Source organism: Acinetobacter sp. AOR14_HL (assembly GCF_027855175.1).
Classification (GTDB): Bacteria; Pseudomonadota; Gammaproteobacteria; order Pseudomonadales; family Moraxellaceae; genus Acinetobacter; species Acinetobacter calcoaceticus.
This window is the reverse complement of record NZ_JAKTII010000005.1, coordinates 284,325-309,890: the sequence shown is the minus strand read 5'-3', so window position 1 is coordinate 309,890 and position 25,566 is coordinate 284,325. Positions and strand designations below refer to the sequence as shown.

Below are 25,566 nucleotides of genomic sequence, written 5' to 3'. Positions count from 1 at the left end.
AATGGCACTTTTAATTACAAGTGAATGTATCAATTGTGATATGTGCTTAGCTGAATGCCCGAACATCGCTATTTTTGAAGGGAGCAAAGTTTATGAAATTGATCCACTTCGTTGTACCGAGTGTGTAGGCTTTTACGATGCGCCAACATGTAAGGCGGTTTGTCCAATCGATTGTATAAAACAAGATCCAGCACATATTGAAACCCAAGATCAACTATTAGATAAATTTAAGGGATTAAATTTGCTCGGCTAATCTATCTTTTAAAAAGTTTATAGAGGATCAAGCTAAAGTCGCTGATCCTCTAAATGACTGCACGGATCAATGATTAAATAAACGAATAAATAGCTGAGACCACTTTGCAAGTGATAAAATCAAATGATCAGTTCAGTTTAATTTACTTGTATTTGTGTACCAAAGAAATTGAACAATCGTTAAAACTGATCTAACCATTTCAATATTTCATATAGATTGATTAAAACTCATTCTGGCGCAGCTCCCCATGTCTTATCTTTATTTAGCAATTGCGATTGCTTGTGAAGTCATTGCAACCTCAGCTTTAAAAGCATCTCAAGGTTTTACTGTTCCAATTCCTTCGATTATTACTGTTGTGGGTTATGCAATTGCTTTTTATTTATTGTCTCTGACGCTAAAAACAATTCCGATCGGAATTGCATATGCTATTTGGTCGGGTGCAGGTATTATTTTAATTTCTGCAATTGGCTGGATATTTTATAAACAGCATTTAGACTTGGCAGCCTGCATTGGTCTTACTTTAATGATCGCAGGCATTATCATTATTAATGTGTTTTCTAAAAATACTCATCTATAAAATATAATTAAAAAACAATCGAGTATGGTGAGAATCTTTTATAAAAAATTTCACCATACTCGGTATGAACAGCTTATTTTAAACTGCCTGTTAGAAACTGCTTTAAGCGTTCACTTTTCGGATTATTGAGTACTTCATCAGGATGACCCTGTTCTTCAATCTTCCCTTGATGCAAAAAAATTACTTGATTAGACACATGACGTGCGAAGCCCATTTCATGTGTCACCACAATCATGGTACGTCCTTCTTCCGCCAAGCCCTGCATTACTTTGAGTACTTCACCCACGAGCTCTGGGTCAAGCGCACTGGTTGGTTCATCAAACAACATAACTTCCGGTTCCATAGCCAAAGCACGAGCAATCGCTACACGTTGCTGTTGACCACCAGATAAAAATGCAGGATATTTACTTTCAACGCTTTCAGGCAAACCAACTTTGCGTAGATATTTCCGCGCACGTTCTTCTGCCTCAGCACGTTTTACCCCAAGTACGTGAATTGGCCCTTCAATCACATTTTCTAGCACCGTCATGTGTGACCATAAATTAAAATGCTGAAATACCATCATGAGCTGGGTACGCATTTTTTGTAGTTGCTTTGGATCAACCACTTTTAAATTGCCTTTTTTATCAAAGACTGTGCGTAGTTTTTCACCATTAAGTTTAATAGTGCCATTGCTTGGTTGTTCTAAAAAGTTAATACAACGTAGCAAGGTACTTTTACCTGAACCAGATGAACCAATGATACTAATGACATCACCAGCATTTGCATCAAGTGATATCCCTTTAAGTACTTCATGATCGCCAAATGTCTTATGTAAATCACGAATCACTAGTTTTGCAACTTGTTCCATTATTTATGTCTCCTAATGATTCGATGGCTTTAAAAATGCCAACCAACGTTTTTCCAACTTACGAAATAGCCAAATCAAAATAAATGCCAGCATCGCATACAACACTGCGGCAATTCCAAAAGCATTGAAGGTGTCATAGGTTGCCGCATTCACATCACGCGCAATTTTTAAAATGTCAGGAACAGTTGCTGTAAATGCAATGGTTGTTGCATGCAACATTAAAATGACTTCATTACCGTAAAATGGTAAAGCACGGCGCAACATCGATGGAATAATAATGCGGGTATAGCGTTTCCATTTTGACATTCCAAAAGCTTGTGCAGCTTCAATCTCGCCATGTGGAATAGAACGAATCGCCCCAGCGAAGATTTCAGTCGTATATGCACCAGTATTGAGCGCGAATGCCAAAATGGTGCAATTTATGCCCTCTCGAAAAAACGCATCAAGCGTCTGATGTTCATGGATGTAATCAAAGCTGTAAATGCCTGAGTAAATAATCAGCAATTGGATGTACAGTGGTGTGCCACGAAAAATATATGTATACAACCAAACTGGGCCACGCAACCAAAGATTTTCTGATACTCGTGCAAGTGATAAAGGCACAGCAAGTACAAAACCAATACCAATAGAAAGCACCAATAACCAAGCAGTCATCGCTACTCCGGTCATTTGTAAACCATCGGTCCAAAGGTAGGCCTGCCAATATTGTTGAAGGATTTCAATCATAATTGTCCCTTCCTCACACCAGCAGAATAACGACGCTCAAGCCACATTAAAATGAGGTTCGACACAGTGGTAATTGCCAAATAAATCGCGGCAGCCACGATGCTGAAAAAGAACAGTTGCATGGTACTTCTACCTGCATCTTGGGTAATTTTTACAATGTCAGTCAGGCCAATAATAGAAACCAGTGCGGTTGCCTTAATCAAGACCTGCCAATTATTGCCAATACCTGGCAATGCAAAACGCATCATTTGAGGGAATAATACACGTCGAAAAACCTGCCAAGGGGTCATACCATAGGCCATTGCTGCTTCAATTTGACCCGTTGGAACAGATTGAAATGCACCACGAAAGGTCTCGGTAAAATATGCACCATAAATGAACGCTAAAGTAATCACACCCGCCACAAAAGGATTGATATCAATTTGATCCATTTGCAGTGATTCAGTAATTTGGTTTAGACCCAACTGCAAGCTATAAAATAACAACAGCATAATGACCAAGTCAGGCACACTACGGATGAGTGTGGTATAGGCGGTCGCAATATAGCGTAAGGCTTTAAAACTAGAGAGTTTTGAGCTCGCACCAATCAAGCCAATAATGACAGAAAGCAAAAGTGACAACAGCGCAAGCTGGAGGGTCATCCATGTCCCGCTGAGAAGGAGTGGCCCATAGCCAGATAAAAACATGACTCATCTTCTCCTTAAAAACAATATCTAATATTGATGAGATGAGAATAGATTTAAAAATGTCGGCACTAAGCCGACATTTTTCACATCATTAGTAAATGTTAAAGGAGAAATATTTTTTCTCTAGTTTCTTGTATGTACCATCCGCAATGATTGCTGCGAGTGCTTTATCAATATTCGCTTTCAAATCTGCATCTTCTTTGCGTAAACCAATCGCTGCGCCTACACCCAGTGTTTTTGCATCAACTACATTGCCACCGACAAATGCAAAGTTTTTGCCTTTTGGTTGTTTTAAGAAAGCACCGTCAACCATGATTGCATCTTGTAAAGTTGCATCTAAACGACCTGACATCATATCTTGATAAATCAAATCTTGGACTGGATAAGGTACAACGGTTACACCTTTTGTTGCCCAATAGGTTTTAGCATAAGTTTCTTGAATTGTGCCCTGTTGTACACCTACACGTTTACCTTTCAAAGAGGCAGCTGTAGGCAATAACGGCGAGCCTTTTTTTGCAACCATGCGCGTTGGCGTATTGTAGATTTTGCTACTAAACAAAATTTGTTTTGCACGTTCATCAGTGACCGTCATTGATGAAAGAATGCCGTCAAATTTTTTCGCTTTAAGTGCTGGAATCATCCCATCAAAAGAGTTTTCAACCCAAACACATTTGGCTTTGAGTTTTGCACAAATGGCATTACCCAAATCAACATCAAAACCAGTTAACTTACCATCCGGTGTTTTATATTCAAACGGCGCATAAGAGGACTCAGTACCAAAACGAATCACCTTCCAATCCTTTGCTTGAACATTCGTCGCAACAGCAGCCAAAACTAAGGTTGTTGAAACGAACATTTTTTTCATAAAGCTTGCCATCTTGAAGCTTCTCCTTAAAATCCAAATAAGGTGATAAAAACTTGAGTATTTCTAAATTACTCTTCTGCCGAAATAATTGCAATTTCTATACCATAAGTTAAGGATTTATGAAGATGTCTAAGCAATGGATTGTACCAACTGATTAAATGTTGAAAAATCACTCAAACTGCGAGGTTAATTTTTGAGTGTATAAGCCTCTGCCATATTTTCATTTTCAACCAATGTCCGAATGGTGTATTCATGGTTATGTTCTTTGGCACTGGCAAATTCACATTTCTGATCCCATACCATTGAGCAACCACTCAACAATGGACAACCTGCAAATAATTCGGCCACCCAATCAACAAATACTCGAACTTTAGGCGATAAATGACGGTTTTGTAGATAAACGACTGATATTGGCATGGGTGCTGGCAACCATTCAGTCAGCACTTCCTTGAGTGAGCCATCCTCCAGATGTTTTGCTACCATATAATATGGGCATTGAATTAAGCCAAAACCCTGTACAGCCAAATCAACATATGAATCACCATCGTTAACAGAAACGCGCCCTTTCACGCCAACGCTATGAATCTCACCATCAACCATAAAATCCCAGTCGATATTACGTCCGGTACGACTATTAAAGTAATGCACGACCTGATGTTTTTGTAGATCATCAATGGTTTGCGGTTCACCATGTTCAGCCAAATAACTAGGTGCAGCAACAGTCACACACTGAATTGTTCCGATACGACGTGCAACCAAACTTGAATCTTTCAACTGACCAATACGAATGACACAGTCCACCGCATCTTGTACCAAATCGACTGGACGATCACTCATTCCAATCACCAAATCAATATCGGGATACTTGGCATGAAAATCACAAAGCATCGGAATCAGGATCAGCCGCCCAATCGAGGCTTTAACATCAATACGTAGTCGGCCTCGTGGTCCACGTTCCGAGTCATGAAAATTCGATTCGACATCTTCAACATCGGCTAAAATTCGCGAAGTACGTTCATAATAAACCGCACCATCGGGTGTCAAACTGAGTTTACGAGTGGTTCGGTTCAATAAGCGAACTTGTAAATGTTTCTCTAAACCCTGAATGGTTGTGGTCACAGAAGCACGCGGTAGGCCTAAACTGTCAGCCGCTAAACTGAAACTATTTGTTTCGACAACTTTGTTAAATACTTTCATGGCATGAAATAGATCCACACGCACACTCCTATCAATGCATTTTTTAATTCAAATACATCAATTGTTATAAAAATACGAATAGTGTTATCGAATTTAATATATTTATTCGTGATTGACAAACTTTTATGCTCCGTCCATCCCCCAAACCCTGTTTCTCCCATACGGACCATAATTAAAAGTCTGAAAACAGGTATCCAAATAAGTAGGAGCACCTCATGTCATTTTCCCGCAAACAGTTCGCACTGTCTGCCATCTTTGTTGCCCTTTTAGCAACAGGAGGCAGTTTTATATTTCTACATGAAAATGCCGATGCAAAAGCTGCACCGACCCAAGCCCAACAAGCTGCTACTGTTGATGTCTCTCCTGTCGTCAGCAGAACCATTACCGACTGGCAAGAATATTCCGGTCGCTTAGAAGCCATTGATCAAGTTGATATTCGGCCTCAGGTTTCGGGCAAACTCATTGCCGTTCATTTTAAAGATGGGAGTCTGGTTAGAAAAGGCGAGTTACTTTTTACAATTGACCCTCGTCCATTTGAAGCAGAACTCAATCGTGCACAAGCACAACTTGCTTCAGCCGAAGCGCAAGTCACCTATACAGCAACCAATCTTTCCCGTATTCAACGTCTAATTCAAAGTAATGCTGTATCACGCCAAGAGCTTGATCTGGCAGAAAATGATGCACGCTCAGCCAGTGCCAACCTACAAGCAGCCAGAGCAGCCGTTCAATCTGCACGCTTAAATCTGGAATATACCCGTATTACTGCACCAGTTAGCGGTCGAATTTCGCGTGCCGAAGTAACCGTGGGTAATGTTGTTTCTGCTGGCAACGGAGCACAAGTTTTAACAAGTTTAGTGTCTGTATCGCGTCTCTATGCATCTTTCGATGTTGATGAACAAACTTACCTGAAATACATCAGTAACCAACGTAATTCTGCACAAGTTCCTGTCTATATGGGACTTGCCAATGAAACTGGTTTTTCTCGTGAGGGAACCATCAACTCAATCGACAATAACCTAGATACAACCTAAGGTACGATTCGTGTTCGAGCGACTTTCGACAATCCAAACGGAGTTTTATTACCGGGTTTATATGCTCGAATTCGTCTTGGTGGTGGCCAACCACGTTCAGCGATTCTCATTAGCCCAACAGCCATTGGGGTCGATCAAGATAAACGCTTTGTCGTTGTTGTCGATGCTAAAAATCAGACGGCTTACCGTGAAATAAAAATCGGTGCACAACAAGATGGCTTACAAATCGTGAATAGCGGATTACAAGCGGGCGACCGTATTGTGGTGAATGGTTTACAGCGTATTCGTCCGGGTGACCCTGTTACGCCACACCTCGTCCCGATGCCGAATGCACAAATCACTGCGAGTACCAACACACCTCAACCTCAGCCAGCAGAAAAAACATCAACTCCGGCAAAAGGTTAATCACATATGAATATTTCTAAATTCTTTATTGATCGGCCAATCTTTGCTGGTGTTTTATCAGTACTGATTTTACTCGCTGGTCTACTGTCGGTATTCCAGTTACCGATTTCCGAATATCCAGAAGTTGTACCGCCATCTGTGGTGGTACGTGCTCAATATCCGGGTGCAAACCCAAAAGTAATTGCCGAAACTGTTGCCTCTCCGCTTGAAGAATCGATTAACGGCGTAGAAGACATGCTGTATATGCAATCTCAAGCGAACAGCGACGGTAACTTAACCATTACAGTGAACTTTAAACTCGGTATTGACCCAGATAAAGCTCAACAATTGGTTCAAAACCGCGTGTCTCAGGCAATGCCTCGTTTACCTGAAGATGTACAGCGTTTAGGTGTCACCACCTTAAAAAGTTCTCCCACTTTAACCATGGTTGTACATCTGACTTCACCAGATAACCGCTATGACATGACTTACTTACGTAACTACGCTGTACTGAATGTAAAAGATCGTTTGGCACGCTTACAAGGTGTAGGTGAAGTCGGTTTATTTGGTTCTGGTGACTACGCTATGCGTGTGTGGCTCGACCCACAAAAAGTAGCGCAACGTAATCTCACAGCCACTGAAATTGTGAATGCAATCCGTGAACAAAATATTCAGGTTGCGGCAGGTACAATTGGTGCGTCACCAACCAATTCACCTGTACAACTTTCAGTGAATGCTCAAGGTCGTTTAACCACTGAGCAAGAATTTGCAGACATTATTTTAAAAACTGCACCCGATGGCGCGGTCACCCGATTGGGTGATGTTGCTCGTGTTGAACTTGCAGCCTCACAATATGGCCTGCGTTCATTGCTTGATAATAAACAAGCTGTAGCGATTCCAATTTTCCAAGCACCTGGTGCCAATGCATTGCAAGTATCCGATCAAGTGCGTAGCACGATGAAGGAGCTTTCAAAAGATTTCCCATCTTCAATTAAATACGACATTGTTTACGACCCAACTCAATTCGTACGCTCTAGTATTAAAGCAGTCGTTCATACTTTACTTGAAGCAATTGCACTGGTTGTTGTGGTTGTTATTTTATTCTTACAAACATGGCGTGCGTCGATTATTCCATTGCTCGCAGTACCGGTTTCTATTATTGGTACATTTGCACTTATGCTTGCCTTTGGGTATTCCATCAATGCGTTATCACTGTTTGGGATGGTACTTGCCATCGGCATTGTGGTCGATGACGCGATTGTCGTCGTCGAAAATGTCGAGAGGAATATTGAAGCTGGCTTAAGCCCAAGAGATGCAACTTATCGCGCCATGCGAGAAGTGAGTGGCCCAATTATTGCGATTGCCTTAACCCTCGTTGCAGTATTCGTACCGCTAGCCTTTATGACGGGTTTAACAGGGCAGTTTTATAAACAATTTGCCATGACCATTGCCATTTCAACTGTCATTTCGGCATTTAACTCCCTTACGCTCTCTCCTGCTTTAGCAGCCATGTTACTGAAAGGACATGACGCTAAACCAGATGCTTTAACACGCCTTATGAACCGTGTATTTGGACGTTTCTTTGCGCTGTTTAACCGCGTATTTACCCATGCGTCAGACAACTATGGTAAAGGCGTAAGTCGTGTTATCTCCCATAAAGCATCGGCAATGGGTGTCTATGCAGCACTTTTAGGTTTAACCGTTGGTATTTCTTATATTGTTCCGGGTGGCTTTGTTCCCGCTCAAGACAAACAATATTTGATTAGCTTTGCTCAATTACCAAACGGCGCGTCTTTAGATCGTACCGAAGCAGTGATTCGTAAAATGAGTGACACCGCACTTAAACAGCCCGGTGTAGAAAGTGCTGTTGCCTTCCCAGGTCTATCAATTAACGGTTTTACCAACAGCTCAAGCGCCGGTATTGTCTTTGTGACCTTAAAGCCATTCGATGAACGTAAGGCCAAAGACTTATCTGCAAATGCAATTGCTGGTGCTCTCAACCAGAAATATTCAGCCATTCAAGATGCCTATATTGCGGTTTTCCCACCGCCACCAGTGATGGGCTTAGGGACCATGGGCGGCTTTAAACTCCAACTCGAAGACCGAGGTGCCTTAGGCTATTCAGCTTTGAACGATGCTGCACAAAACTTTATGAAAGCGGCACAATCAGCCCCTGAACTTGGTCCAATGTTCTCAAGTTATCAAATTAACGTACCTCAGCTGAACGTAGATCTGGACCGTGTAAAAGCCAAGCAGCAAGGTGTGGCTGTAACCGATGTTTTTAACACCATGCAGATTTATTTAGGCTCTCAGTACGTCAATGACTTTAACCGCTTTGGTCGTGTTTATCAGGTTCGTGCTCAAGCCGATGCTCCTTTCCGTGCGAACCCTGAAGATATTTTGCAGTTAAAAACCCGTAACAGTGCCGGACAAATGGTGCCTTTATCTTCATTGGTGAACGTGACTCAAACTTATGGTCCGGAAATGGTGGTGCGTTATAACGGCTATACCTCAGCGGACATTAACGGCGGCCCTGCACCGGGCTATTCATCTAGCCAAGCTGAAGCTGCTGTTGAACGTATTGCTGCTCAAACCTTACCACGCGGCATTAAGTTTGAATGGACTGATTTAACTTATCAAAAAATCTTGGCTGGTAATGCAGGACTGTGGGTTTTCCCAATCAGTGTATTACTCGTGTTCTTGGTATTGGCAGCACAATACGAAAGCTTAACTCTGCCTTTAGCTGTGATCCTCATTGTGCCAATGGGAATCTTGGCGGCTCTGACAGGTGTCTGGCTTACGGGTGGAGATAACAACATCTTTACGCAAATTGGTCTGATGGTACTAGTCGGGCTGGCCTGTAAAAATGCCATCTTAATTGTCGAATTTGCAAGGGAACTTGAAATGCAAGGTGCAACTGCATTTAATGCCGCAGTTGAAGCGAGTCGTCTGCGTTTACGCCCAATTTTAATGACATCAATTGCATTTATTATGGGTGTAGTCCCACTGGTTACCTCAACAGGTGCAGGTTCTGAAATGCGTCATGCCATGGGTATTGCCGTGTTCTTCGGCATGATCGGGGTAACGTTGTTTGGTTTATTCCTCACCCCTGCCTTTTATGTCCTGATTCGTACACTCAACAGCAAACATAAACTGCATTCGGCAGCCGTTCATGAAGCGCCATTAGCTAACCCACATGATCACTAAGGAGGACATTTGATGACATCATCAAAACAAAAATGGTTAGTGTCCTCACTCATGGGAAGCCTGCTCCTTGCAGGCTGCTCATTGGCTCCGGAATATCAACCTGCAAAGGTCATAGTTCCTGTTAAATTTAAAGAGTCAGACCCTAAACTTGAAGATAGCAACTGGAAAATTGCTCAACCTGCCGATGCACAATCACGTGGCGAATGGTGGCGTGTTTTTAATGACCCACTGTTAAACGAACTAGAGCAACAAGCAATTGCTGGCAACCAAAACCTTAAAGCGGTGGCTGCCAATATTCAGGCTTCACGTGCATTACGTTCAGCAGCGCAAGCGGAACGCTTACCAAGTATTGGTGCTGGCTTTGGCCCAACTCGCCAAAAACCATCTCCCGCTTCACTGGGTTTAGATGACAATGCCCATACATCTGCACAAACTTTATGGCGTGCTCAAGCGAGTATTTCATATGAGCTCGATTTATTTGGTCGTATTGCTAGTAGTGTCAATGCAGCAACAGCTGATGTACAGCAACAAGAAGCGTTATACCAGTCTGCACTTTTAGCATTACAAGCAGATGTTGCTCAAGGCTATTTTCTAATTCGCCAGCTTGATGCTGAACAAGTAATTTATAATCGCACTATTAAGTTACTTGGTGAGACTCGAGATCTAGTTCAAACTCGATTTCGCAATGGTTTAGTCAGTGAATTAGATGTTTCTCGCGCACAGACTGAACTGGCTACAGCCCAAACCAATGCACTAACGATTGCCCGTAACCGAGCAACTGCGGAACATGCACTTGCGGTTTTACTTGGAAAAACGCCAGCTGACTTCAATCTAGCAGCTCAACCATTAGCAACAAACAGCATTCGCCTTCCAGCAGGTCTACCTTCAACTTTGCTTGAAAGACGGCCTGACATTGCTGCTGCTGAACGTGCTATGGCAGCAGATAATGCGCGTATTGGAATTGCACGCGCTGCTTTTTTTCCAAAACTAGATCTAACAGGTGCTCTTGGTTATGAATCATCAACTTTAGGTGATTTGGGTAAATGGTCGAGCCGCACATTCTTGCTTGGGCCAGTCGCAGGCACTATTTTATCTTTACCCTTGTTTGATGGTGGGCAACGTAAAGCTGGAGTTGCTCAAGCACGAGCCGCCTATGAAGAAAGCATCGCAAACTATCGCCAAACTGTGCTAAATGCATTTCGTGAAGTCGAAAATGGGTTGTCCGATCAACGTATTCTCGATCAACAAATTCAAGCTCAAAACCAAGCACTCTCTTCTTCTCGTCACGCAAATCAGCTTTCTCACCTACGTTATCGAGAAGGTGCTATTAGCTATCTTGATGTAATTGATTCTGACCGTACTATTTTGCAACAAGAACAACTTTCTGCTCAGCTTAACGGCAGCAGAATGATGGCTAGTGTAGATTTAATTCGGGCATTAGGTGGTGGATGGCATGATGCAGATTCATCGCTAAAAACTAAAAGTTAATTCTTACGTAATTAACTAGATATAAAAAAAGCGCCATATGGCGCTTTTTTTATATCTACAACTTATTGTGCGTATACAGGGAATTTTGCACAAACAGTTTCAACTTTTGCTTTTACGTCAGCAATAACTTTTTCGTCACCTTTGCTGTCAATCACGTCAGCGATCCAACCAGCAAGTTCACGAACTTCAGCTTCACCGAAACCACGAGTTGTTACTGCTGGAGTACCGATACGGATACCAGAAGTCACAAATGGAGAGCGTGGATCATTTGGAACTGAGTTTTTGTTAACAGTAATGTGAGCAGCGCCTAACCAAGCATCTGCCTCTTTACCAGTTACGTCTTGTTTGATTAAAGATAACAAGAATAAGTGGTTGTCAGTACCGCCAGAAACAACGTCATAACCACGAGCGATTAATACTTCAGCCATAGCTTGAGCATTTTTCACAACTTGTTGTTGGTAAGCTTTGAAGTCATCAGACATTGCTTCTTTGAAGCAGATTGCTTTAGCAGCAATCGCATGCATCAATGGACCACCTTGGTTACCAGGGAATACAGCTGATTGAAGTTTTTTCTCGATTTCTTCATTCGCTTTCGCAAGGATTAAACCAGAACGTGGACCACGAAGTGTTTTGTGAGTCGTAGTTGTGGTTACATCAGCAATTTGAACTGGGTTTGGATATACACCCGCAGCAACTAAACCAGCAACGTGAGCCATATCAACAAAAAGGTAAGCGCCAACTTTGTCCGCGATGTCACGGAAACGTTGCCAATCTACAACACGGCTGTAAGCAGAGAAACCAGCAACGATCATACGTGGCTTGTGCTCTAATGCTAAACGCTCAACTTCTTCGTAATCGATCTCGCCTGTTTCAGAGTTTAGACCATACTGAACCGCATTATAAGTTTTACCAGAGAAGCTTACTTTTGCACCGTGAGTCAAGTGACCACCGTGAGCCAAGCTCATACCTAAAACAGTATCGCCTGGGTTAAGAAGCGCTAGATAAACAGCAGAGTTAGCTTGTGAACCAGCGTGTGGTTGAACGTTTGCGTAATCTGCACCAAAAAGTTCTTTAGCACGATCAATCGCCATTTGCTCAATAATATCCACATATTCGCAACCGCCATAATAGCGTTTACCTGGATAACCTTCTGCATATTTGTTCGTAAGTTTTGATCCTTGCGCTTCCATCACAGCAGGAGAGCAATAGTTTTCAGATGCAATTAACTCGATATGTGCTTCTTGACGCTCACCTTCAGAAGCAATTGCTTGAGCTAATTCTGGATCAAATTCAGAAATGGAAATATTGGCAAACATTAGCGGGGGTCCTATAAGTAGGGCTTTTAAGCCGTGCTAAGATTGCGACATATTGTAGCATGAAGTTTATAATTAAACAGAATCAAGTTAGCTCAGTTTTAAATAAAAATGGCTCAAGTTTTATAAAAAATGAGCCATTGTTTATAAATCAATTAAAAAGCCCGCTTAAAGCTTATATTTTTTAATTTTCCCATCATTAACTTTATCTTACAACAATGTTAAAAATACTTTAAATATCAATAACTCTATTGTGCTGTTAGCAAAGTTTGAACATTTCCAACGATGTTGTCTACATTAGTACTCATGACCGTACCATGGTCCCAATTACCCGTAACATAACTATTAATTTTAGTACCTACTACTGTGGCATTAGATATCAAGATATCCGTTGCGACTTTAGGTACTGTCGTATCGCCTACCCCTTGATAAATAATAATCGGTGTGGTGACTTTTGCTTGCAGCGGCTGCGAATCTTTATCTAAAAAGGTTTTAACCAACGCCACTGCCATAAAGTTAGGTTGTGTACGCGTATAGCCATCCAGTGTTCCATTATGGTCTGTAGCATACTTAGTCATGCTTGCACCAAAGGCTTGGCCCAATGGTCCAGAGCAAAGAGTTTCTGCTTGTGCGGCAATACCTGAGATTTGCGAAGTAAATACTTGTGAATAATCAAAGTTCGGCTGTGTGTTATGCATACCCGCCGTAACTAGAGCGGTATATGTATCAAGCTGTGCATACATCGGAATCTTTTTATCCAAAGTTGCATTCACAACAGATTGCTCCCCTGCTACTAAAATAAAACCTAAATTAGAAGCTGGTGCTACCGCTACCGTACCTTTATAGTCTAGCTGCGCACGACTCGCATATTGTGCAGCGCTCAACGCAGCATGCCCACCTTGGGAATGCCCGACTGTAAGCCATTTTTTTGAAGTTAATAAATTACGCTGTGATAAATAGTTACGTGTTGCAACTACCGCATCCGTAATTGAAAAAGCCTCACTTTTAACATTTAAAAATGGATGTATTCCTGGTGTGCCCAAGCCTTCATAGTCAGGTGCAACGACAACATAACCTGCTGCAAGTAGCTTACTAATTAAATCTTTTGTACTGTCTGCTAAAGCTGCTTTACTTGGTGCACAAGTATCTGCAACACCTGTGGTTCCATGTGCCCAAACTACAATTGGCCAACCGCCTGCTGGTGGCGGTGTATTTGGTGTGAATACCAAACTGGTTGCCTGCACCTCTTGCCCACTTTGGCCCAACATTTTATAAGTCAAAATACTACTTTCTGCAGCAACTGATCCTAAGTTGGTACTGGTGTAAGCATCAACTTTAACAACTGGATTTTGTATGTTGTTGGCAGGAGTACCGGATGGATCAACAATCGGTGAGTCATCATCACTACTTCCTCCTCCACAGGCGACTAAAAATAAACTCGTGCTGAGAACGCTGGTCATTAATAGTTTTATTTTCATTGATATATCCCTTAAATTCCATTTTTGTTGTGCTTTAGTTTTTTAATCAACATTTTCCAATGCCTTAAAAATAATTACGCCTAATCTTTATTTTTCGCAAGTTCTATTTGATGAAATTAATCCATGAAAGACTCTATTTTTAATATAAATTGTCATTCTCATCACTTTCTAGTTGCACTTCATGTTTTAAAGTGAATAGCCAACTGTTACCATTCATAGCTACTCGTAATTATTTAAAGGGCCAGATATGCAAGCCATTATTTTAGATACAGAAACTCATACACTAAATGGTTTGCCTATTGAAATTGCGTATGCTCCGATCGAACTTAATGAAGGTAAACTCACCTTAGATAAAAGCAAATTGTTTGATCAGTTATATCAAGTGGGTGCGCCTATCTCTTATGCTGCGATGGCAGTACACCACATATTAGAAACAGATTTAGAAAACCAGCCTCACTATAAAACCTTTAAATTGCCAGAGACTACAACTTATATTATTGGCCACAATATTGATTACGATATTGCCGCGATTGCTCGTTGTGGTGTTGATGTATCGAATATTAAACCGATTTGTACTTTGGCTTTAGCACGTAAAGTTTGGGCAGATGCAGAGGCTCATAATATCTCAGCACTCATCTATATGATTTCTCAAGGCAGCAGCAAAGCTCGGGAAATGCTTAAAGGTGCTCACCGTGCCGATGCCGATATTATTTTGACTGCTAATATTTTGATGCATATTGTCTATCATTTAAATATTCAAGATATTGAAGAGCTCTACCGAGTTTCTGAAGAAGCACGTATCCCCACTACTGTTAACTTTGGTAAGCATAAAGGCACAGCAATTGCTGAACTTCCTAAAGACTATATTCAATGGCTACTACGCCAAGATGAGCTTGATGTCTATCTTCGCAAAGCATTAGAAAGTGCCTTTTAATATTTTAACCAAATGATATTTATAGATTATTCATCATATTGTCATTTTTAGGTTTTATTGTTAACCCCATTTATATTTTATTAAAAACAGTACTGTTCGACTCAGAAGATTGGACAGTCTGATTTATTTTTTATATTGGGGAAAAATAATGGCTGGTTTTTATAGAACCAATTTGGGAAGAGTTGCGCTTCAACAACGCAATATTGTTTTAAATGCAAAACAAAGACGTTTATTACTCTTAATAGACCATGAAGATTTTCAGAACTTAAATGGTGAGTTTAAAAAACGTATTGCATCTCCAGAACTTATTCAACAACTTATAGACTTAAAACTTATTGCTCCAATTGCCTCTACCGATACATCTACTAATGAAGAAATTATTCTAAAAACATCAGCCATAAATAAAGTAGAAGAAAATCAAAAAGAATCTGTTGATAGTTCTATACTGCATTCCCCTCATCTTGTTGGAGAAATCCAACTTTCCGAGCAAAAAACTTTAGATCAGTCCAGTACTACATATTTTCAACCAGTAATATCTTCTGAGGCTCTTTCTTTCGAAGAAATACAACAGTTAATGATAAAAACACTTAGCAGCTATTGCGGACTAATGACTAAACCACTTGTTCAAAAAATAGAGAAAACTGCAACAATACAAGAGCTTAAATTATGTCAAATGCAATGGATTACTAATTTACAAGAATCACGCATTCCCCCTCAAGAACTTGCAAGAGCTTTACGTACAATTAACTATTCAATTCAGCTTCTGTCACAAAGCATATAAAATATTGAACAACTTGCTGTTTAATTAAGCATTAAAATCACTTGGCATGTATTTCGTGCTTTACCTGCAAGTGTTTTTTTCCTATGATGTGCCCCACACATGCGCTCGTAGCTCAGTTGGATAGAGTACAGGTTTCCGAAACCTGGGGTCGTGGGTTCGATCCCCGCCGGGCGCACCAGCTTTTATATAATAATTTCTCAATTTATCTTAATTTTATAAAATTCCGACTATTTTACTTGGTTTATTAATCATTATCGCTCAAAATATACCCCTCTTTCATAATGTGAGAATTTCATGACTGATGCTTTGGTTTTAAGAGATTTGTCCAAAACATATCGTAATGGTTTTCAGGCGTTAAAAGGTATTAACCTCACTGTGCCTGAAGGTGAATTTTATGCGTTGTTAGGCCCAAATGGTGCCGGCAAATCAACAACCATTGGTATTATCAGCTCCCTCACAAAAAAAACCTCAGGAACAGTTGAGATTTTTGGGCACAACCTCGATACCCATCCTTCTCTGGCAAAACAGCAGCTTGGCGTCGTTCCTCAAGAATTTAACTTCGGGCAGTTTGAAAAAACATTCGATATTTTAGTCACTCAAGCTGGCTATTACGGTATCCATAAGAAGATTGCAGAAAAACGTGCCGAACATTATTTAGAAAAACTCGGTTTGTGGGAAAAACGTAATATACAAGCACGTATGCTGTCTGGTGGTATGAAGCGTCGTCTGATGATTGCCCGCGCCATGATGCATGAGCCTAAACTGCTTATTTTAGATGAACCTACTGCTGGTGTAGACATTGAATTACGCCGTTCTATGTGGGATTTTCTAACCGAAATGAACGAAAGCGGTACTTCTATTATTTTAACGACCCACTATTTAGAAGAAGCAGAAATGTTGTGTCGTCGCATTGCAATTATTGACCGCGGTGTAATTAAAGAAGATACCAGCATGAAGAGCTTCCTTAATCAGCTCAATGAAGAATCATTTATCTTCGATTTAGCCGAACCAATTGGGCCGCTCCAGTTAAACATTATTGGTGTCAAATTCAACTTAATTGATAGCAATACTTTAGAAGTAACGATGGATAGAGCGCATACATTGAATGACCTATTCCAGTTATTAGAATCTCAAGGTATTCGTGTTCACAGTATGCGTAATAAATCGAACCGTCTAGAAGAGTTATTTGTCAAAATGGTCGAGAAAAATCTTGAAGGAGAGGCAAAATGAATTTTAGCCAACTGCAAATTGCTCTCTGGACCATAGTTCGTAAAGAAGTACGCCGATTTCTACGCATTTGGCCACAAACCTTATTACCACCAGCAATTACAATGAGTTTGTACTTCGTCATTTTTGGTAATTTGGTTGGTTCACGCATTGGACAAATGGGTGGCGTTAGCTATATGCAATTTATTGTGCCTGGCTTAATTATGATGGCTGTCATTACCAATAGTTATGCCAACGTGTCTTCCAGTTTCTTTAGCGTAAAATTCCAAAAAAGCATTGAAGAACTCATCATGAGTCCTGTGCCACTACATATTATTTTGTGGGGCTATGTGATTGGTGGTATTTGCCGTGGTGTATTAGTTGGTGCAATTGTAACTGCAATGAGCATGTTCTTTACTGACCTTTTCATACACAACTGGTTCGTAACTATATATACCGTCTTAATTACTTCGGTTCTTTTCTCATTAGGTGGTTTTATTAATGCAGTCTATGCAAAATCATTTGATGATATTTCTATTATTCCAACCTTTGTTCTTACACCCTTAACTTATTTAGGTGGTGTGTTTTATGCCATTAGTGCACTTAGTCCTTTTTGGCAAAAACTTTCTTTAATTAACCCTATTGTTTATATGGTTAATGCTTTCCGTTTCGGCATTTTAGGTCATAGCGATGTGAATGTTTCATTCTCTTTAATCATTGTGACATCATGCTGTGTTGTACTTTACGGAATTGCTTACTATTTACTTGCTCGTGGTTCAGGAATGCGTGAATGAGTGTCGAACAGTCTTTATTGGGTAAAGAAACCCAATATCCAACTAACTATCAACCTGATGTTTTATTTCCAATTGCCCGTGCTCAGTCTCGTGAAGCCTACTCACATATTGAAGGCATCACACAAGGTAAAGATTGGTGGCATGTTTTTGAAATTTCATGGTTAAACGCTCATGCTATTCCGCAAGTTGCTATTGGCAGAATTACGCTACCTGCATCTTCACCGAATTTGATTGAATCTAAGTCATTAAAACTTTACTTCAATAGTCTTAATTTCACTCAGTTTGAGTCTAAACAATCATTTATTGAAACGGTTGAAAAAGATCTCTCTGCTGCGGCTGGTGCAAAAGTTGAGTTAACCCTATTTCAGGTAGATGATTTAGAGATTTCTAAACCTCAAGGTATTTGTGTTGATGACCTCACTCCAGATCGTTTAGAACAGCATCCTGATGCCACTCTCTTAAAACTCGATGATTCTGGTGAAGAAGTCGAAGTTGAATTGTATTCTCATCTTTTAAGAAGCAACTGCCCAGTCACGGGACAACCGGATTGGGGTACAGTTTTTATTCGTTTTAAAGGCAAAAAACCTTGTTATCGTAGTGTTTTAGCTTATATTATCTCGTACCGTCAGCATAACGGCTTTCACGAACAGTGTGTTGAGCAGATCTTTGCCGATATTTGGCAAAATCTACAGCCTGAAAAGCTGATGGTTTATGCAACTTATACTCGTCGCGGCGGACTTGATATTAACCCTTGCCGAGTATCGGATCTTTCATGGATGCCAAAACCGATTCGATTGGCACGACAATAAAACGAATAATTTGAGGATATACCATGCCGTTTTTTGGTTTTACCCCTTCTGAAGGCTTATTGAACGATATGCAGACTGGAATTGCGAATAAAAATTCTAGTGAACCTTTATATCCACTTCGCGATAAGATTGCTTTACAACTTAATGAAGAAATTATTGATAATGTCTTGATTCAGTTAGTTCAGCATTTTCCTGCAAGTGAAAAGCGCGATACTGCCGAAAAACTAGCAGGCTATGTCAAATCAACTGTTGCTGTTCTTTTAAAGCAATTGCTAAGCAAAGCACCAAATGATGTGGTTAAACAGTCAGTAGAGTTTTCTGAAAAAAGCTTATTTAAAGACCCACAAGGTCAATATAAAGTAGGCGTAAATTTAGATGCAGGTTTAGTGACCAACCTTAAGCATAACTTTACTGAGCTTGAAGCCGGCAATGACATTAATAAAGCTGCTTTAGCTGAATTATATAAACAATTCGGCGATGCGATGATCAAACACTTCATGTCTGATTTTAACAAGACATTAGATCTCGGTATGATCAAGCGTAAAGCAGCGGATATTGGTGCAGCAGCTGTAACAAAAGCTGTTCACATTGCAATCGACAAACTGATTCCAAGCTTAAATCGCACTGAACTTAAAGCGATGGCTGAATACCATGATGGTCTATTCTTTAACTAATAAAAAATAGACTATCGGAAACCTAGCGAGAGCTAGGTTTTTTTATTGCAAAATATTGATATACATTGCCATTCACCACGTTTATGTTAGCATGCGCCAAGCACTGATTGACCTTAGTTAACGCCGCATGTCTCCTAGCCCACAATATAAATTTTTACGCCAAGCTCCTCGAGATGGTCTTAGCACCGCTATGCAACCGTCAAAGTGGCAACAACTCCATATTGACCCTTGGTTATGTCTATTTCTGCTCTTAAATGCTCTATTAGGTTTAACCGTACTATATAGTGCTTCTGCACAGGATGTAGGGTTAGTGAGTAAACAAGCCATGAGTTTTGGTATTGGCTTTTTAGTTATGTTTGGTCTAGCCCAAATTCCACCCAAGGTCTATCAAGCTTTTTCTCCATATTTTTATTTGTTTGGCTTATTTTCACTTGTGGCAGTCATGGTGTTTGGCGAAGTCCGAATGGGTGCTCAGCGCTGGATTGATATTCCCGGTTTCGGAAGTGTCCAACCCAGTGAGTTCATGAAAATCGGCATGCCCATGATGGTTGCATGGTTTTTAGCACGTAAACCCCTTCCCCCTAGCTTTTCACAAGTTGTTTTATCATTAATGTTAATTGGTATTCCTTTTTTATTAATTGCAGAACAACCGGATTTAGGGACATCACTGTTAGTGCTAGCAAGCGGCATATTTGTTTTATTTTTAAGTGGACTATCATGGCGAATGATCGGTGCCGCAGGAGCCTGTGCTACGATTATCATTCCGATTGCTTGGGAGTTTCTTTTACACGACTATCAACGTCAAAGGGTTTTAACGTTGCTTGACCCAGAGGCAGATGCACTCGGTACAGGCTGGAATATTATTCAATCTAAGACTGCGATTGGTTCTGGTGGTTTTTCAGGTAAAGGATTTCTTGAAGGAACTCAATCACATTTGCACTTTTTACCCGAAGGTCATACCGACTTTATTATTGCTGCGTATTCCGAAGAATTTGGGCTCATCGGTGTACTTATTTTAGTTATTCTTTATTTTGCTATTATTTTTAGAACATTCCAAATCGGTTTACAAAGCTTCCATAACTATGGTCGTTTAGTTGCTGGCGCCTTTGGTTTGTCTTTTTTTGTTTATGTATTTGTAAATGCGGGAATGGTCAGTGGTATTTTACCTGTAGTAGGTGTTCCTTTACCTTTTATGAGTTATGGCGGAACAGCTATTATTACTTTAATGGCCACCTTTGGTTTAGTCATGTCCATTCATACACATCGATAATCTGGAATTTTAAAACGATATGTTGTCTCAACACTTAAATAAAACTTTAAAAATGCTCGCTTTGTGTACTGGTTTAATCAGTACAAGTCACTTCGCTCAGGCCAACGATTTTGCAACACATCCTGATTATGTAAATTTTAAACAAAAAACGATGAGCGCTTATGGGTTAAGTGGCGATCAAGTTGATGCAGCCATGAGTGGTGCAAAGAATTTACCAAACATTCTAAATATTATGACTCGTCCAGGGGAAAGCAAACCTTGGTATGACTATCGTTCTATGTTTTTGGTTGAAGGGACAATTCAACGTGGCGTCCGTTTTAAAAACCAATATGCAGATGCTTTAAACCGCGCTGAACAACAATATGGTGTACCTCAAGCTGTCATTTTGGGCATTTTAGGTGTTGAAACAGGTTATGGCGCGAATAAAGGTTCTTTTATTACACGTGATGCCTTAGCCACACTTGCTTTTGGCTACCCTCGCCGTGCTGAATATTTTGGCGATGAGTTGGCTGCTCTTATTGCATGGACTTATAAAGAAGGTTACCCAACAAATAGTATTGTAGGTTCCTACGCAGGTGCAATTGGCTATCCACAGTTTATGCCGAGCAATATTAGTAAATATGGTGTCGATTATGACGGTAATGGGCATATCGACTTAAGAAACTCTGCGGAAGATGCAATTGGTTCAATCGCAAACTACTTAGCAAAACAAGGATGGCAACGCGATCAACCTATCGGCTTTATGGCACGTTACACGGGATCAAATCCGGAAAGTATTATTGCTAAAGATTTAACTCAGCCTTTTCCATATGGTGCATTAAAGACACTAGGTGTCTCACCATTAAATCCTTTAGTTAAAATTGATGATCTGGATATGGTGAATGTTATTCAATTACAAGACTATAACGGACCAATTTACTATTTAACTTACCCGAATTTTCAAGTGATTACGACCTATAATAAGAGTCGTATGTATGCGACTGCTGTATGGTTATTAGGCACTGAGGTGGCTAGCCGATAGGCTAGCTTTTTTGTGAGTTGTGTAAAAGTCAATAAATATTTTTGTTAAATAGGTCACAATGCGCACAAATTTAATATTTTGTTACACTTTTGATTATTTTTTAACCCATAACTGTAAGTTTTTGCCCTTTTTGTAACGATTTCTCGTTAAAGACTAGACACTCTCCGTAAGCGATGAATATTATCCACCCCAATGTAGCAATTGCAAAAGTGAATAATCAGACATGTTCACTTTAAATTTCAGTCAATCACTGAAAGAAAAAAGTACATGTTCTCAGGAGTTTATACAAATGCAGTTATCGCTGAAATACGTTCTTGCACTGACGGCTAGTTTAAGTATGGCCCCATTGCACGCTGAAATGGTGCAATCTTCATCATTAAATAATGATGTAGATGGCTCTAATTTAGCAGCTCGTGTATTGAGTAAAGATACTCAAAATTTTAATTCTCGTTTTTCTAATATTAACAGTCTTTCAATCACTGAACGTTCTGGCGACCAAATTCGTCGCCAAGCTATCGCAGCAAAAATTGAAATCCCTGAAGATGAGCCTTCAGTGATTGAAAAACTTAACACAGTAGCTTCAAACACTGTTCGTAAGTTTAGCCAAACTGGCATGGCTTCATGGTATGGTCGTCAATTCCATGGTCGTAAAACAGCAAATGGTGAAACATTCGATATGAATGCTCTCACTGCTGCTCACCGTAGCCTACCATTGAACTGTTACATCCGAGTAACCAACAAAGACAATGGTAAAAGTGTGGTTGTAAAAGTAAATGATCGTGGTCCTTTCCATGGCAATCGTGTACTTGACCTATCATACGGTGCAGCTAAACGTCTTGGCATTACCAATGCTGGAACTGCAAAAGTAAATATTGAACGTGTTGATGGTCCAACTTCATAAGTTATAGCCTCTAGAGTTCATGTAAAAAGCCGCAATTTTTTCTGCGGCTTTTTTATGTTTTAAACTATAAAAATAATTTCTAACTTAGGTTTAAAAAATTATCTTTTTTAGCCCTTCTCCACCCTTAAATTTGAATATTTTTTACACAAAAAAGTACGTTTATCTTATCCAAGCTTATTTTGCTTCTAAATTGCGTTTAGAGCGACTTTACTAAATTCGCGCTACCCTAGTACCATTTCTCTAAAATTAGGGCTATTTATGGCGTTTTTAGAGTAGATGAGTAGAGCTTTTTCATACAATTTTCCCACCTATCTCAAAATTACACTTTTTTTGATGATTTCATCATTTAGCAACCTATAAAAAATATTCTGAAATATTGCATCATTCTCAAGGTTACATTGAGTACTTTTTCTATCACCCAGACATTACGTTTTTCTCATGTTCTTTTTAAATCTTTATTGCCAAGTTCCTATAGTTGAATAATACCGGTTTCTTGTCGCCTACCTTAAGAACAGGATAAAATATACTCAGAAAAAATAAATCAAAGCTAAAACAAGGAGTGTGCAATTAATGAAATCCATTACAGAATGGTTTGATGAATATAGCGAAAGCCATCAAAACCCAACCAACAAACAAATTCACTGGCTCTGCGTTCCTGCCATTTTATTTTCTATTATTGGAATCATTGCCCATTTCAGCGCTTTACTCACAGCTCTATTACTTGTACTAACTCTCGTATTTTATGCACGTTTAGATCTTGTACTTGCTGTTGCAATGGCTGCTTTACTGGTGGTTATGGCGTGGCTTATTTACACCCTACCTGTAGGAGTAGGATTTTATATCGCTATTTTTGTAGTTGCTTGGGTCGGACAGTTTTATGGCCATAAAATCGAGGGCAAAAAGCCATCTTTCTTTAAAGATTTACAATTTCTACTGATTGGACCAGTTTGGTGCATGGATGCCTATCTAGGAAAAATCTTACCTAAATGGAAAAGCAGACAAAAACACGCTCTTTCCTAATGATTAAATTAAAGCTGGATCATCTCGATTCAGCTTTTTACATTTTACTGATTTATTAGAAAATTTATAAAATAGAAAAAAACTAAACTAGCGACAACACTTAAAAGCACTCTTTTTAGATAAATGGAAATCACAATACCAAAGATTGCTGCATAAATATAAGAATTATCTAAAACTCCTTTTAAATTATCGCCATCAAAAAAAACAATCGGAATACAAATTGCTGTTAATAAACAGGGAGCAGAATAATTAAGCATCTTATTCATAATAAGAGGCAGTTTAATTTTAACGTTAGGCTCTAAAAAATAATAACGATTAAAAAAGATGATTGCTGCCAAGCCTAAAATCATGAACCAGGACATATTATCGCTCCTTCTCTATTTTTTCAGTTAACACAGCAACCAACATCCCTAGTAATCCTGAAAGTAAAATCGCCCCTTCAACCTGATAAAATTTAAAGAAAAATCCGCTAAAACAGGTCATTAGCACACCAGCAAGTACAGGCAACCCCTTACATAACGGTACGATCATGGCAACAAAAATAGCCACAATTGAAAAATCTAAATGATAATTTAATAAATCAGGAATCACTGTTGCTAAAAGTATTCCTACCAAGCTAAACACTACCCAGAATAAATAAAAAGATAGACCTGCACCCAACAGATATTCTGGCTGCCTTTTTTCACCGGATGCACATACCGCAAATAATTCATCTGTTAATAAAAAACCCAAACTTAATCGTTTCGAAAGAGGCAAAATAGAAATGTCATTTCTTAAAGTTAATGCATAAATAAAATGCTGAGCTGTTAAAAAGAAAATCGTCACATAAATTGTAAAAGTGGATGCACCTTCCATGACCATGCTTAAGCTAACTAATTGTGCTGCTCCAGCAAAGACAATTCCTGACATCGCAAGCGCCTTATAGAAAGATAAACCTGCATGAATTGCCATAGAGCCTGCTAAAATTGCCCATGGAATAACAGAAATTGACAACGGTAAAATATCCATTGCACCGCGCAAAAAAAGATAGGATCGCCTATTTTTTGGAAACTCAACCGACTGATTAAGCTGAATATTCATATATAGAATCCAATATAAGAAGCATCTCTATAAAATGCTTGATGAGAGCCGACTTATATTGAATAAAATTGCTGTAAATAAATTTTTAATAATTTAGTTATTTAGACTAGCTACATATTGAGTTGGTGTCACTCCCATTGCTTTTTTAAAGTGGCGATTAAAATGGCTTTGATCAGAAAAGCCACACTGCTGTGCCACCATCGCAATTTGATCACCCTGTTTTAATAATTGTCTTGCTTTTTGTAAGCGCGCTTGAACAAGCCAAGCATGAGGTGGCAAGCCCACATATTTTTTAAATTGTCTTAAGAAATGCCATGCGCTCAAGCCCACCATGTCAGCCAGATCTTGCAAAGAAAAATTCGTTTCAGGCATTTCTACCAACAACTCTTTAACTCTTAATATTTTTGAATATGCCTCTGGCAGCTCACAAAAAGTCTGATTGGATTTACCATGTCTCTTCATTAGACAGGCTAAAGTAGACAAATACATTGTTTCTTTGAGTAGGAAATTATCTTTTTGTTCCAATAAATCAAAGAGTAAACAAAATTGTTGCGCTAAACCCAAGTCATGAATCACAGCTTGAGGAAACCACGGCGCCCCACGTGAATTTTCAAAAAAATCTTGACTGACTTCTGCCAACATTTCAGGTGTGGGATAAATCGCCCGATATCGCCAACCCGACTCAACAGCAGATGAACCCGTATGAATCTCGTCAGCATTTACTAAAATAATATCGCCTTTGGGAGCTACATGTAGCTGGCCTGTCCTAAAAAAAGACTGTGCACCCTCTTCAATCACGCCAATACAATAGCCTTCATGAGTATGCTTCGAAAATTGCGTTTGGTGATAATGTGCTTTTAATAACTCTAAACCGCCCAGCTCTCGCACATGCAGATAATCGGCTTGCTCCCGCTGCATAAATACGTCTCATCCATTCAATAAAAAAACCATAGCATGTTTTAAGAAACTGAATAGAATAAAATTGCTCTATAAAAACAATCTCTTTATTCGTTTATTCGGC

At 39.7% G+C, this 25,566-nt stretch carries 24 protein-coding genes, 1 tRNA gene and 2 pseudogenes; 17 read left to right on the top strand and 10 right to left on the bottom strand.

What is annotated here, in order from left to right:
* Position 1 precedes the first annotated feature (1 nt).
* Together MKL38_RS06575 and abeS are read left to right on the top strand one after the other, a co-directional pair.
* A complete protein-coding gene (locus MKL38_RS06575) occupies positions 2 to 253 on the top strand; it encodes a YfhL family 4Fe-4S dicluster ferredoxin (RefSeq protein WP_045430122.1) in 252 nt (83 codons plus the stop codon).
* 247 nt (positions 254 to 500) lie between these two features.
* Positions 501 to 830 (top strand): multidrug efflux SMR transporter AbeS, encoded by a 330-nt coding sequence (abeS, locus tag MKL38_RS06570; RefSeq protein ID WP_003650669.1) that lies wholly within the window; start codon positions 501 to 503, stop codon positions 828 to 830.
* Between the two features lie 73 nt (positions 831 to 903).
* Here abeS and MKL38_RS06565 read toward each other — a convergent pair whose 3' ends face one another.
* The 5 genes from MKL38_RS06565 to MKL38_RS06545 form a co-directional block, all read right to left on the bottom strand.
* Positions 904 to 1,680 carry an ABC transporter ATP-binding protein gene (locus tag MKL38_RS06565; protein ID WP_017387976.1) on the bottom strand — a complete coding sequence of 259 codons (777 nt, stop codon included), beginning with the start codon at positions 1,678 to 1,680 and terminating at the stop codon, positions 904 to 906.
* Between the two features lie 12 nt (positions 1,681 to 1,692).
* A complete protein-coding gene (locus MKL38_RS06560; protein WP_045125742.1) occupies positions 1,693 to 2,406 on the bottom strand; it encodes an ABC transporter permease in 714 nt (237 codons plus the stop codon).
* Positions 2,403 to 3,092: an ABC transporter permease gene (locus MKL38_RS06555; protein ID WP_005039343.1), complete on the bottom strand. Its 690-nt coding sequence runs from the start codon at positions 3,090 to 3,092 to the stop codon at positions 2,403 to 2,405. Before MKL38_RS06555 ends, MKL38_RS06560 begins: the two co-directional genes overlap by 4 nt.
* Positions 3,093 to 3,183: 91 nt before the next feature.
* Positions 3,184 to 3,969 carry an ABC transporter substrate-binding protein gene (locus tag MKL38_RS06550; protein WP_005046083.1) on the bottom strand — a complete coding sequence of 262 codons (786 nt, stop codon included), beginning with the start codon at positions 3,967 to 3,969 and terminating at the stop codon, positions 3,184 to 3,186.
* A gap of 174 nt (positions 3,970 to 4,143) precedes the next feature.
* The gene (locus tag MKL38_RS06545) at positions 4,144 to 5,172 is read right to left on the bottom strand and encodes a LysR family transcriptional regulator (protein ID WP_005039338.1); all 1,029 of its coding nucleotides are present in this window, start codon (positions 5,170 to 5,172) and stop codon (positions 4,144 to 4,146) included.
* A gap of 197 nt (positions 5,173 to 5,369) precedes the next feature.
* Here MKL38_RS06545 and adeF point away from each other — a divergent pair.
* The 3 genes and pseudogenes from adeF (at position 5,370) to MKL38_RS06530 (ending at position 11,264) form a co-directional block, all read left to right on the top strand.
* Positions 5,370 to 6,590: pseudogene (adeF, locus tag MKL38_RS06540) on the top strand (multidrug efflux RND transporter periplasmic adaptor subunit AdeF).
* A gap of 6 nt (positions 6,591 to 6,596) precedes the next feature.
* Complete coding sequence (gene adeG / locus MKL38_RS06535) at positions 6,597 to 9,776, top strand: multidrug efflux RND transporter permease subunit AdeG (RefSeq protein WP_270902851.1); 3,180 nt, start codon at positions 6,597 to 6,599, stop codon at positions 9,774 to 9,776.
* Between the two features lie 12 nt (positions 9,777 to 9,788).
* Complete coding sequence (locus tag MKL38_RS06530) at positions 9,789 to 11,264, top strand: efflux transporter outer membrane subunit (RefSeq protein WP_270902850.1); 1,476 nt, start codon at positions 9,789 to 9,791, stop codon at positions 11,262 to 11,264.
* A gap of 62 nt (positions 11,265 to 11,326) precedes the next feature.
* On the opposite strand, the gene glyA is transcribed toward MKL38_RS06530, so the two are convergent.
* A complete protein-coding gene (glyA, locus tag MKL38_RS06525; RefSeq protein WP_003650657.1) occupies positions 11,327 to 12,580 on the bottom strand; it encodes a serine hydroxymethyltransferase in 1,254 nt (417 codons plus the stop codon).
* A 59-nt stretch (positions 12,581 to 12,639) separates the two neighbouring features.
* Here glyA and MKL38_RS06520 point away from each other — a divergent pair.
* A pseudogene (locus MKL38_RS06520) lies at positions 12,640 to 12,802 on the top strand (hypothetical protein).
* A gap of 23 nt (positions 12,803 to 12,825) precedes the next feature.
* On the opposite strand, the gene MKL38_RS06515 reads toward MKL38_RS06520, so the two are convergent.
* On the bottom strand, positions 12,826 to 14,055 hold the full coding sequence (locus MKL38_RS06515) for an alpha/beta hydrolase (RefSeq protein ID WP_270902849.1): 1,230 nt from the start codon (positions 14,053 to 14,055) through the stop codon (positions 12,826 to 12,828).
* A 247-nt stretch (positions 14,056 to 14,302) separates the two neighbouring features.
* Here MKL38_RS06515 and MKL38_RS06510 point away from each other — a divergent pair, with 247 nt between their 5' ends.
* The 11 genes from MKL38_RS06510 (at position 14,303) to MKL38_RS06460 (ending at position 23,465) form a co-directional block, all read left to right on the top strand.
* Complete coding sequence (locus MKL38_RS06510; RefSeq protein ID WP_004643492.1) at positions 14,303 to 14,989, top strand: 3'-5' exonuclease; 687 nt, start codon at positions 14,303 to 14,305, stop codon at positions 14,987 to 14,989.
* A 148-nt stretch (positions 14,990 to 15,137) separates the two neighbouring features.
* On the top strand, positions 15,138 to 15,770 hold the full coding sequence (locus tag MKL38_RS06505) for a hypothetical protein (protein ID WP_270902848.1): 633 nt from the start codon (positions 15,138 to 15,140) through the stop codon (positions 15,768 to 15,770).
* Positions 15,771 to 15,871: 101 nt separating this feature from the next.
* Positions 15,872 to 15,948 (top strand) — tRNA-Arg (locus tag MKL38_RS06500).
* A 116-nt stretch (positions 15,949 to 16,064) separates the two neighbouring features.
* A complete protein-coding gene (locus MKL38_RS06495; RefSeq protein WP_003650650.1) occupies positions 16,065 to 17,000 on the top strand; it encodes an ABC transporter ATP-binding protein in 936 nt (311 codons plus the stop codon).
* Positions 16,997 to 17,770 (top strand): ABC transporter permease, encoded by a 774-nt coding sequence (locus MKL38_RS06490; RefSeq protein ID WP_270902847.1) that lies wholly within the window; start codon positions 16,997 to 16,999, stop codon positions 17,768 to 17,770. Before MKL38_RS06495 ends, MKL38_RS06490 begins: the two co-directional genes overlap by 4 nt.
* Positions 17,767 to 18,579 (top strand): NADPH-dependent 7-cyano-7-deazaguanine reductase QueF, encoded by an 813-nt coding sequence (queF, locus tag MKL38_RS06485; protein ID WP_198077551.1) that lies wholly within the window; start codon positions 17,767 to 17,769, stop codon positions 18,577 to 18,579. The genes MKL38_RS06490 and queF overlap by 4 nt, the downstream gene beginning before the upstream one ends.
* A 23-nt stretch (positions 18,580 to 18,602) precedes the next feature.
* Positions 18,603 to 19,253: a hypothetical protein gene (locus MKL38_RS06480; protein WP_017391955.1), complete on the top strand. Its 651-nt coding sequence runs from the start codon at positions 18,603 to 18,605 to the stop codon at positions 19,251 to 19,253.
* A 127-nt stretch (positions 19,254 to 19,380) separates the two neighbouring features.
* A complete protein-coding gene (gene rodA, locus MKL38_RS06475; protein ID WP_270902846.1) occupies positions 19,381 to 20,523 on the top strand; it encodes a rod shape-determining protein RodA in 1,143 nt (380 codons plus the stop codon).
* A gap of 19 nt (positions 20,524 to 20,542) precedes the next feature.
* Complete coding sequence (gene mltB, locus MKL38_RS06470; protein ID WP_004643496.1) at positions 20,543 to 21,544, top strand: lytic murein transglycosylase B; 1,002 nt, start codon at positions 20,543 to 20,545, stop codon at positions 21,542 to 21,544.
* 289 nt (positions 21,545 to 21,833) lie between these two features.
* Positions 21,834 to 22,445, top strand: a complete 612-nt coding sequence (locus tag MKL38_RS06465; RefSeq protein ID WP_045430069.1) for a septal ring lytic transglycosylase RlpA family protein — start codon at positions 21,834 to 21,836, stop codon at positions 22,443 to 22,445.
* 570 nt (positions 22,446 to 23,015) lie between these two features.
* Complete coding sequence (locus MKL38_RS06460; protein ID WP_004643497.1) at positions 23,016 to 23,465, top strand: Mpo1 family 2-hydroxy fatty acid dioxygenase; 450 nt, start codon at positions 23,016 to 23,018, stop codon at positions 23,463 to 23,465.
* 44 nt (positions 23,466 to 23,509) lie between these two features.
* Here MKL38_RS06460 and MKL38_RS06455 read toward each other — a convergent pair whose 3' ends face one another.
* The 3 genes from MKL38_RS06455 to MKL38_RS06445 form a co-directional block, all read right to left on the bottom strand.
* Complete coding sequence (locus MKL38_RS06455; RefSeq protein ID WP_270902845.1) at positions 23,510 to 23,827, bottom strand: AzlD domain-containing protein; 318 nt, start codon at positions 23,825 to 23,827, stop codon at positions 23,510 to 23,512.
* Position 23,828: 1 nt separating this feature from the next.
* Positions 23,829 to 24,545 carry an AzlC family ABC transporter permease gene (locus tag MKL38_RS06450; protein WP_270902844.1) on the bottom strand — a complete coding sequence of 239 codons (717 nt, stop codon included), beginning with the start codon at positions 24,543 to 24,545 and terminating at the stop codon, positions 23,829 to 23,831.
* Between the two features lie 93 nt (positions 24,546 to 24,638).
* Positions 24,639 to 25,463, bottom strand: coding sequence for an AraC family transcriptional regulator (locus tag MKL38_RS06445; protein ID WP_270902843.1), 825 nt, complete (start codon positions 25,461 to 25,463; stop codon positions 24,639 to 24,641).
* Positions 25,464 to 25,566 lie beyond the last annotated feature (103 nt).